General features: G+C 64.8%; 5 protein-coding genes and 2 pseudogenes. 2 read left to right on the top strand and 5 right to left on the bottom strand.

Features of this window, described 5'->3' with window-relative positions:
* Positions 1-326: 326 nt before the first annotated feature.
* Positions 327-1,130 carry a GNAT family N-acetyltransferase gene (locus IV498_RS07420; RefSeq protein WP_269045925.1) on the top strand — a complete coding sequence of 268 codons (804 nt, stop codon included), beginning with the start codon at positions 327-329 and terminating at the stop codon, positions 1,128-1,130.
* 1 nt (position 1,131) lies between these two features.
* Here the strand turns inward: IV498_RS07420 and IV498_RS07425 are convergent, their stop codons facing one another.
* From IV498_RS07425 to IV498_RS07435, 3 genes are all read right to left on the bottom strand, one after another.
* Positions 1,132-2,175, bottom strand: coding sequence for an NADPH:quinone reductase (locus IV498_RS07425; RefSeq protein WP_269045926.1), 1,044 nt, complete (start codon positions 2,173-2,175; stop codon positions 1,132-1,134).
* A gap of 184 nt (positions 2,176-2,359) precedes the next feature.
* Positions 2,360-4,072 carry an ABC1 kinase family protein gene (locus IV498_RS07430; RefSeq protein ID WP_269045927.1) on the bottom strand — a complete coding sequence of 571 codons (1,713 nt, stop codon included), beginning with the start codon at positions 4,070-4,072 and terminating at the stop codon, positions 2,360-2,362.
* Between the two features lie 5 nt (positions 4,073-4,077).
* Positions 4,078-4,620: a PadR family transcriptional regulator gene (locus tag IV498_RS07435; RefSeq protein ID WP_269045943.1), complete on the bottom strand. Its 543-nt coding sequence runs from the start codon at positions 4,618-4,620 to the stop codon at positions 4,078-4,080.
* 753 nt (positions 4,621-5,373) lie between these two features.
* Here IV498_RS07435 and ligD point away from each other — a divergent pair.
* Positions 5,374-6,618: a non-homologous end-joining DNA ligase gene (gene ligD, locus IV498_RS07440; protein WP_269045928.1), complete on the top strand. Its 1,245-nt coding sequence runs from the start codon at positions 5,374-5,376 to the stop codon at positions 6,616-6,618.
* Between the two features lie 121 nt (positions 6,619-6,739).
* Here the strand turns inward: ligD and IV498_RS07445 are convergent.
* Positions 6,740-8,208: pseudogene (locus IV498_RS07445) on the bottom strand (NAD-dependent succinate-semialdehyde dehydrogenase); the annotation flags it as partial.
* A gap of 81 nt (positions 8,209-8,289) precedes the next feature.
* A pseudogene (locus IV498_RS07450) lies at positions 8,290-9,897 on the bottom strand (thiamine pyrophosphate-dependent enzyme).
* Positions 9,898-9,983: the final 86 nt, after the last annotated feature.

Genomic DNA, 9,983 nt, shown 5'->3' on the forward strand with positions numbered 1-9,983 from the left:
GGGACAAGCGCCACGATTAGGCAGCGAAGAGGCGGGGGAAGTGGGCTGGTTCGTGTCTGATCGGAGGTCTCATCACCGGCTATTGGTAAGTGGGCTTAGCTTATTCGTGTATCGTTGGTTATATCGCCAAGGACGTGAGACACCCGAGGCTGAAAGTCGCCCGACCTCGACAGTCCGGCGCATTTTTCCTGTCTGAAGCTGCAGGAGACAATCACGCCCCGGGGTGCAGTATTCGCACCCCGGGGCTGGTTCTTTTAACGGCCGTACTTCATGGCCGGCAGTGGCGATTGGTCGTAAGCCGCTCCGCCCTCATCGAGAATGGACTGATGAGACAGGAAAATGCGGATACGGAAGAGCGACGCCTCGCGGCCTATGATCTGCAATTGCGCACCGACGCCGAGACACCGAGCGCGATCAAAGTCGCTCAACACGGTCCGCTGCGCCTGGCGACCTTCCTGCATGGACGAGGATTTGTCACCTACCAAAACCTCGGAGAAGCCGACGCGGACGCAATCCGACGACTGGTTCCCCAGGCGATGACTCACTACCAAGCTGATCCTGAAATCAACCGAGTGGAGTGGAAAACCCGTGGACACGACCGGGCACCAGGGCTGCACGAGGCCTTGCTGGACAATGGCTTCATCCCGGACGAGCCTGAATCAATCATGATCGGCGAAGCATCCGCACTGGCAGTTGATGTTCCACTGCCCGACGGTGTCACATTACGGCAGGTGCACGAGGAATCGGACGTGCGGGCGATGAGCGCGATGCAGGACGAGGTCTTCGGCGACCCGGTCTCCGATGAGATGGCGGAGGCCCTACTACGCCGACTCGCCGCCGATGACGGAATGGAACTGTGGGTTGGCGAGGCCAACGGCCAAATCGTGACAGCAGGACGTCTGGAGACGGTTCGCGGTACCGAATTCGCCGGAATCTGGGGCGGCGCGACCCGCAAAGAGTGGCGCGGCCTCGGGATCTACCGTGCGTTGACGGCCGCACGCGCGCGCTCGGCGCTCAGCAAAGGAAAGACGCTCATCCACAGCGACTCCACCGAGTATTCACGTCCGATCCTCGAACGCTCCGGACTTGTGAAAGTGTCAACAACGACGCCCTACCGCTGGACACGATGATTCACGGTGCCGGCCGGACCGGGGCCACATCGATCAGCACCTTACCAACAATGCCCTGTTCCACCGCTGCATGCGCCGCGGCCGTGTCAGCCAGGGCAAAACGATGCAGCGGCAGTCCGGCCTGCTCCCCCACCGCCAGCGCGCCGTCGGCGATGGCAGCATTGATGTCCTCAGCTGCGGCGTGCACCGCCTCCATCCCAACCGTGTACAGCAGCACAAACTGGTAGCGGACATTGAGACTGAAATGTTTACGCACGTCCAAGTGCACGTGATCACCTCCGTTGTTGGCATCGACAGCGATGGATCCGCGGTTGCGGATCACCGCCAAGTCCAGGTCGGCGTTCTGCGCCGGTGCCACCTCCACCACCAGGTCGACGCCCTCTGGAGCGATACGGCGGATCCGCGCTGCCGCGTCGGATTCCTTGTAATTGACAACATGGTCGGCTCCGGCGCGGCGAACCAGCGCAGCCTTCGCCGGACTGCTGATGGTGGTGATCACGACGGCGCCGGCCCACTTGGCGAGCTGGATCGCAGCATGGCCCACGGCGCCGGCCCCGCCCGCAACGAGCACCACCTTGCCTCTGAGGGCCCCGGGACGCAGCCGGCGCGGGCCGTCCTCAGCAACGCTCAGCGCCCGATGCGCGGTGATGGCCGGAACGCCCAGGCTCGCGCCGACATCGAACCCGGCAGACTCCGGAAGGGCAAAGACGCGCTCGACCGGCAAAACCGCAAATTCCTGGGCGGTTCCTCCGTCAGCCCGCTGGTAGGCGGCCAACGCCAGCCAGACGCGATCGCCGTTCCGGACCCGGTCAACTCCGGCACCGACGGCGTCAACTATGCCCGCGCCATCCTGGTTCGGAACGACCTCCGCGAAGGGCAGCGGCTCACCCGATTTGGCGCCCCGGCGCGACTTCCAATCCGTGGGATTGACCCCCGAGACCACGAGCCGAACGCGGACCTCCCCTGGTCCCGGCTCACTGACATCCCGGTCGATCAGCTCGAGAACGGACGGATCGCCGGTAGCCCGGTACACAATAGCTTTCATACCCCAACCCAACGCGATTCCGAACCGAAAATTCCCCTCGACTTCCGCGGCAAGGGCGCGATGCCCGGGAAGGGTCTGATTGTCAGTGGCCCTGGAAAGTCTCGGGACCGGTGCCCCCGCTTCGACGCCTTCGTCGTCGTCGTACTTTACGAAGCCTTGAATACGCCCCGCGGCACCACCTCACTCAAACGCGGCGCCGTCCGACCCACAGCCCAAGCAGCAGCGGAACTACAGACACCATCATCAGCACGCTGCCAAGCACAGTGTCGTCCGCTCGGACCACGGAACCGGCGATAAGCAGTGCGCCGAATATCAGCGCCGATACCGATCGCTGCGCCATGCGGTTAAGTCGTGTCATCTGCCGTTCGAGGCGCGGGTTCGCCACAGATAATGAACCGTCCTCGATTCGGGTGAGCAGCTCATCCAGGCGTTTCGGCAAACGCAGGGCGACTCCGGCGGCGTCGAGTGCCTGCGCAGCCACGTCCTGCATGATGTTGCCGCGCTCGTCGCGCAGCAGCTTCGCCGCATAGGGTTCGACCGAGTCCCACAGATTGAACCGGGCGTCCAATGAGCTGCACACACCCGACGTCAGTGACATCGCGCGGATGATGAGCAGGAAATTCTCGGGCAGCTGGAACGGCAACGAGCGAACCACGTCCCCGAACTCAACCGCAAAATCACGGAACTCCCGCGGGTCCACCTCGCGAAGCTCGGCAAAGCCCATCCCGCCAAACCGGGCGAAGAGGTGCGTCATCGCCCGCTCAAGCTCGGCTGTGTCGGCCGACGGCATCAGTACACCAACGTCGCCGATCGCGCTCACCAACCCCTTGCCGTTCCGCGAGGCGGCTGCGATCAGCAGCTTTCGCAACCCGCTGCGGGTGGTGGGCGGAACCTCTCCCATCATGCCGAAGTCGATGAACGTCAGCTTCCATGGACGCTCTGCGGATGAATCGGCAATCGGAGTGACAAAGATATTGCCGGGGTGCGGATCGGCGTGGAAAAAGCCATTGGTGAACAACTGGTCGAACATGACCGATGCGAAAACGGGGGCAACCTGCGCCGGGTCGATGCCCGCCGCAAGAAGTGCCTCCGAGTCCGTGATCTTGATCGACGTGACATCTTCGAGGGTGAGCACGCGGCGGGTGGTCCGCTCCCATACGACCTCGGGCACAGTCACCCTGTCGTCGTCGGCGAAATCGGCGGCGAAGCGCTCTGAATTCGCCGCCTCCTGCAGGTAGTCGATCTCCTCGAGACTGGTCTGCGCAAACTCCTCGACCAGGGCGGGCATGTCGGCACGATTGGACACGAGGCGCACATGGCTGAGCCAGCCGCCCACCTTGCGCAGCGCGGCCAGATCGACGTCGACAATCGCGTCGATGCCCGGTCGCTGCACCTTCATCACTACACTGTCGAGCCCGGTGTCGGCGGCATCGCTGGGAAGAAGTTGTGCACGGTGCGCCTGCCCGAGGGACGCGGCGGCCAGTGGCGTCTCCTCGACCGAAGCGAACACCCGGTCAAGCGGCGCACCCAGCTCCACCTCGGCCAGGGCACGGATTGCAGCGAACCGGACCGGGGGCACCTCGTCCTGAAGCCCTTCCAGTTCGGCGGTGATTTCCGGCGGGAGCACATCGAGCCTGGACGACATGAACTGACCAACCTTGATCATTAGACCACCAAGGTCCACCGCGAGCGCATGGAAACGCTGCGCGAAGCGCCGCATCCTCTTTGCCCGGGTGCGTTCGGCACTCCTGGCCAGCCCTACGCGGGGGAGGAACAGTTCAAACCACCAGGTCACCGCCAGATGCCACGCGAAAAAGCGCAGGATGCGGCGGTAACGGGCACGGGTGTCCCCGGCGCCGTGCACCGGAGCTGCTCGGTCGCGACGAACCGATGCCACCCCTGTCAGTCCTGGGCGAGGATCGAATACAGCCGGCGGCGTGCCTCGTCGAGTACCTTCACCGCCTCCTGCACCTGCTTCGCCGAGCCGGTGCGGCCCACCTGGGCTGCGGCCTGCGCGAGTTCGACGCCAGCCTTGGGCAGCGACGCGAACCCGGAGCCTGATGCCGGGCCCGTTGCATCCCATGGCGTGGACCCGTCGGCGCCCGCCACCTCCTCACGGCCCGCTTCGGTCAGCGAGTAGATCTTGCGGCCGTTCGATTCCTCCGCACTGATGAACCCCTCATCGGCCAGCAACTGCAGCGTTGGATAGACGGAGCCGGCACTGGGCTTCCAACTGCCACCACTGCGTTCCTCGATTTCACGGATGATCTGGTAACCGTGCATTGGCCGTTCCGCGAGCAGGGCCAGCACCGCCGCCCGCACCTCGCCCCGACCCGCGCGGGTGCCCGAGCGCTTCTCAAACCTTGAACGCAGGTCCTCAACGGCCTGCCACACGCCGTCGAGATTGTTGAAACCAAATCCGCCTGCCGGGTATGAATTATGCATCATGCTCTCCCTTGTGATTCACGAACGATGTTCAACGATAGTCAACGATACATCCCGGTTGGGACCAAAATCTATAGCTCACAACGCTGGCAGCAAAGCACCGCGCCGGCATATCCGCCTTTTCCAGCGTCATTGGCCGATATATCCTCGCCATCCAGCCGCTTTTCCTCCCCGGTCAGTTAGGACCACCGAGGTCACCGCGGTTCGGAAGCCGCACCTGATCCGAGAATGGAGCCGGTGCTCTGTCCGAAACTGCCGGATGAGCGTAGCCCGTGCCATCAGCGCCCTGCAGCTCATGCGCTCGATCGACCAATCAGCGCCCCGTTCCGCAATAATGTCCTCGCTAACGGTCGCAATACGGTCGTCTCCGGAGGCGGTCCAGAGAACTGTCCCGACCACTTCCGGACGAGGTGAGCAGGACCATCGCCAGCCGGACGTTGCATAGCGCCGAAGGGATCGCCGTCGCTCCCGGGCCCTCGCGGCCGGCTTCGGCGCGTATCAGTTCACTGAGGGTGCCCACGACGTCGTCGTCGGCCAACTGCCCGAAAGAGACCGGACGGAACATTCAAAACTGACGAGGATTTGCCTGCCCGAGGCGGGACTTGAACCGTCCCTCGGAACCTCGAATAGCGCGGGTCGCCGCACTGCGATTATGCGGCTGGCCAGGAGCCGGGCCCATGTGGTTTCCAAGTCGCGTTTGTCAGCCCTGCAGCTTCTCTAGCCCCGACATCCGAACGTTGCTAGCGTGGCGGAATGAACCCGTCGAAGGCCCCCGCCGAGATCCTCAACATTGCCGGCAACGAGGTTCGCATCTCGAGTCCGGACAAGGTGGTGTTCCCCGAGCCCGGGCTGACCAAGCTCGACTTGGTTCGCTATTACGTCGCCGTCGCGGAGGGGGCGCTGCGGGGCGCCGGAGGACGGCCCATGGTACTCAAGCGCTTCCCGAAGGGGATCGGCGCTGAGCCCTTCTTTCAAAAGCGCGTGCCCGAAAACCACCCCGACTTCATCGACACGACGACGCTGCACTACGCCTCCGGGACATCAGCCGAAGAGGCCGTCATCCGGGATGCTGCAGGCTTGGCCTGGGTCGTGAATCTTGGATGCTTGGACCTCAACCCGCACCCCGTCCGTGCCGAGGACCTCGAGCATCCCGACGAGCTCCGGGTTGACCTCGACCTGATGCCGGGGGTTGACTACTCGCAGATCGTTGATGTCGCCTACGTCGCACGGGAGGTGCTCGACGACGTCGGGCTGGTGGGCTGGCCGAAGACGAGCGGTTCCCGCGGGCTCCACATCCTGGTGCGCATTGCGCCCCAGTGGTCGTACCGCGATGTGCGGCTCGCCGCCGAGACCCTCGCCCGCGAGGTCGAAAACCGCGCTCCGGGCCTCGCCACCGCACGGTGGTGGAAGGAGGAACGCGGCGAGAGTGTCTTCGTTGACTTCAACCAAAACGCCAAGGACCGCACAGTGGCATCGGCGTACTCGATCCGTCCCCTGCCCGACGCCAGGGTCTCGACGCCGCTCACTTGGGACGAGGTTACCTCCACCCGGCCGGAACAGTTCACGGTGCCCACGGTGCTTGAGCGCTTCGCAGCCATGGGCGACCCTCACACCGGCATCGACAATGCGGCGGGGACACTGGACAAACTGATCGCTTTGGCCGCCGAGCTCGGCCCCGCCGAAAAACCGCCGCGCGGCGGCGACGGCTCGGGCCGCCGGCAGTCGGTGATGCCGCTTATCGAGGTGGCACGAACCAAAACCAAGCTCGAGGCGCTCACGGCGCTCGACGAATGGAAGAGTCGGCATTCGGACCTCCTCCCAATCCTGCATCCCGCCGACATACTCGTCGACGGAATGCGCGGATCGAGCTCGCTCTGGTACCGGGTACGGGTGAACCTGCAGCACATCCCCGAAAATGAGCGGCCGCCACAGGAGGAGCTCATCGCGGATTATGACCCATGGGCGGGTAAGGAGTGGCCCGGGCGCGTTGGGACTTGATGCCACCGGATGTTGTCCGCCGCCCTGGAATGAGACGGGCAGTGTGGAACCCGTCCGCGGCGGCGGGATGGATTTGGACCGCAACCGGCGGCAGCGTGCGCGCGCTCGATGTAGTCTGCCTGGGGTCGGGGATGCCGATGTATTGGGTGTAGAAGTATTCCTGGATTCCTTCCTGTCCGCCCTCACGTCCCAGCCCGGATTGTTTGACGCCGCCGAAGGGGGCGGCGGCGGTGGAGATGGTTCCGGTGTTCAGGCCCAGCATGCCGGTCTCGAGGCGTTCACCCATGCGCAGACCGCGGTTGAAGTCAGCGGTGTAGACATAGGCCGCCAGTCTGTATTCGGTGTTGTTGGCCAGCCGGACGGCCTCGTCCTCGGTGGCTAAGGTGATGATCGGGGCCACCGGGCCGAAGATTTCCTCGGAGAGGATACGGTCCCCTTCTGTGACTCCGGTGAGGATGGTGGGCTGAGAGAAGTAGCCGGGGCCCTCGACGGCGGCGCCGCCGATCACGACGATGGCGCCTTCGGCGACCGCGTCCGTGACGAGCCGGTGGACCTTCTCCCGGCTCTTGACGTCGATCAAGGGCCCCATTGTTGAATGCTTTTCGGTGCCGCGGGCCGGGCTCAGCGCGGACATGCGTGCCGCTAATTTTTCCGCAAATTCGTTCGCAACGGTTTCGTGGACGATGAAGCGGTTGGCCGCCGTGCAGGCCTCGCCCATGTTGTGCATCTTGGCGGCCATGGCCCCCGTAACGGCGGCGTCGATGTCGGCGTCGTCGAAGACAACGAAGGGGGCGTTGCCGCCCAGCTCCATGGAGGTGCGCAGCACCGTCTCGGAGGCATTGGCCAGCAACCGCCGTCCGACCTCGGTAGAGCCGGTGAAGGGAATCTTGCGCAGGCGGGAGGCCGTGACGAGCGGCCCCGTGGTAGCTCCGGCGGTGGAGGTGGGAATGACGTTCAACACCCCGGCCGGCAGCCCGGCCTCCTGCATGAGTGCGGCGAACAGCAGGGAAGTCAGCGGGGTCAGGTTCGCCGGCTCAGGACCATGGTGCAGCCGGCGGCGACCGCCGGGGCGACCTTGCGGGTCGCCATCGCCAGCGGGGAAATTCCAGGGCGTGATCAGCAGGCACGGACGCACAGGCTTCGTCGTGATCAACAGTCAGGAGGTTCCTTCGGGGGCGACGGAATAACGGCCAAATGTCCTGGCTGCTTCCTCGGAGACCAGCGCAGGAACTCTGCCGCGTAGGTGACTTCGCTGCGGGCCTCCGCCAGCGGCTTGCCCATTTCCCTGGTCATGAGCAGGGCAAAGTCCGCGGCACGTTCGGTGACGAGTTCAAACGCCGCACGCAGGATCTCCCCGCGCGCCCGCGGAGGGACGTGCGCCCAGGCTTCCTGGGCTGCAGCCGCTGCGTCCAAAGCCGCCAGCCCGTCCTCGGGGCCGGCGTCGGCAACGGACATCAGCACCTTCCCGGTGGCCGGGTCCTCCACGTCGAAAGTCTTCCCGGCCGCGGCCGGACGCCACAGGCCATCAATCAGTAGGCCCTCCGGAACCGAGGACAACAGCCGGGTTTCGTCTCCAGGGTAAACGGACATTCAATCTTCCAATCTTTGAGTGCAAGCGGTCCCGGACCGCTTGGTGTCGTGGCCGAGGGTGATGGTGGCTGGCGGTCCTGGCTAGTAGGCCTTCACGCGCTGTTCGACGACGAGGTGGATGAGGGCGAACACCGTGTCCTCATCGATCGCCTTCAGCGCCGCGGCGAGGGCACCGGGAATGTCCCGATCCACTTCGACCTTGATTCCGAAGCCGCCAAAAGCCTGGGCCATCAGGGCAAAGTCCGGGTTTTTCAGCTGGGTGCCGGAGATGCGCTGCGGGTAGTGCCGTTCCTGGTGGGTGCGGATCGTGCCGTATTCCTGGTGGTCCATGACGATGACCAGGGGCGTGGCACCGTATTGGGCGGCAGTGGCCAGTTCCTGGCCGTTCATGAGGAATTCGCCATCCCCGGCAATAGTCACCACCCGCTTGTTCGGATAGGCAAGGGACGCCGCGACGGCGGAGGGCACGGAGTAGCCCATGGAACCGTTCCGGGCGCTGATCATGGAGGCGTAGGCCCGGGTAGGAAAGTAGCGGTGAGCCCAGTTGGTGTGTTCCCCGGCGCCGAAGGTGACTATGGCGTCCGCGGGCAGCGTTGGCACCAGGTTCGCCATCAGGGTATCCATCCGGGCCGCGCCGGTCCCCGGTGCGGCGTCGGGAAGCGCGGCGAATTGTTCCTGTTGCGCCCGCATCCTTGCCGTCCAGGCCTTCCATTCGTCCTTCTCTGGAAGTTCAATCCGGACCAGGTCCCGGACAAAGGCGTCTGGTTTGGCGACAATCTGGCGCGACACTCCCCCGGAGCGTCCGCGCAGGGACGGGTCCATGGTGACGATGAAGTTCACCTCCTTCCAGTCCTGGCGGTTAAGAAAGCCGTCGGTGATGACGTCGCCGGGCACGGTGCCGACAAAGACAAGGAGGTCGGTCTCTCACAGCAGGTCATGGGTGGGCCGGGGCCGGCCGTAGCCGATCGGGCCAACGTAGGAGGGGGAATCGAAGGCCACGGTGCCTTCCGTGCGCCACTCCGCCGCGGCCGGGATGTGGTGGCTTTCCAGCCACCGGGTCAACCGGTCCGCCCCTTCTTGGGTCCAGTCGTTTCCGCCGGTCACAAACAGCGGTTTAGACGAGGCTGCAAGTGCCTGGGCCAGGGCGTCGGCGTCCTCCCCGGTCATGCCGCCTCCAGCGACGGGGATGGGTGGGTGCAGGGACGAGTTGACGTGTTCCCGGATGATGTCTTCGGGCAGGCCGACGACGACGGGTCCTGGGCGTCCGCTCATGGCGGCGAACATGGCTTCGGCTACGATTTCCGAGGCCCGTTCGGCATGGTCGAGGACCATGACGCGCTTGGCGCTGGTGTCGAACCAGGCCTTGATGTCGAATTCCTGGAACGCCTCCCGGTCCCGGTGGTCGAAGGGAATCAGCCCGACGAAAAGGACCATAGGCGTCGAATCCTGCCATGCCGTATGGAGGCCTACGTGCGCGTTGGCCGCTCCGGGCCCCCTAGTCACCATCGCAATGCCCGGAAGCTGGTTCATCTTCCCGTCCGCCTCGGCCATGTAGCTTGCACCCCCCTCGTGCTGGCACACAATGGTTTCAATCGGCGAGGCGTGCAAGCCGTCCAGAACCTCGAGGTAGCTCTCCCCCGGGACCACATGGACGCGTCGGACGCCGTGGGCCACGAGCGAGTTGACGATGACATGCCCCGCCGATGGCGCCGCGGGTGCAGGGACGTCAGCGGAAGATGTCCCGCAGGCGGCCTCGTTCTGCGTCTTCGTGTCTA

The sequence above is a fragment of the Paenarthrobacter sp. Z7-10 genome, assembly GCF_026932795.1.
GTDB lineage: Bacteria > Actinomycetota > Actinomycetes > Actinomycetales > Micrococcaceae > Arthrobacter_M.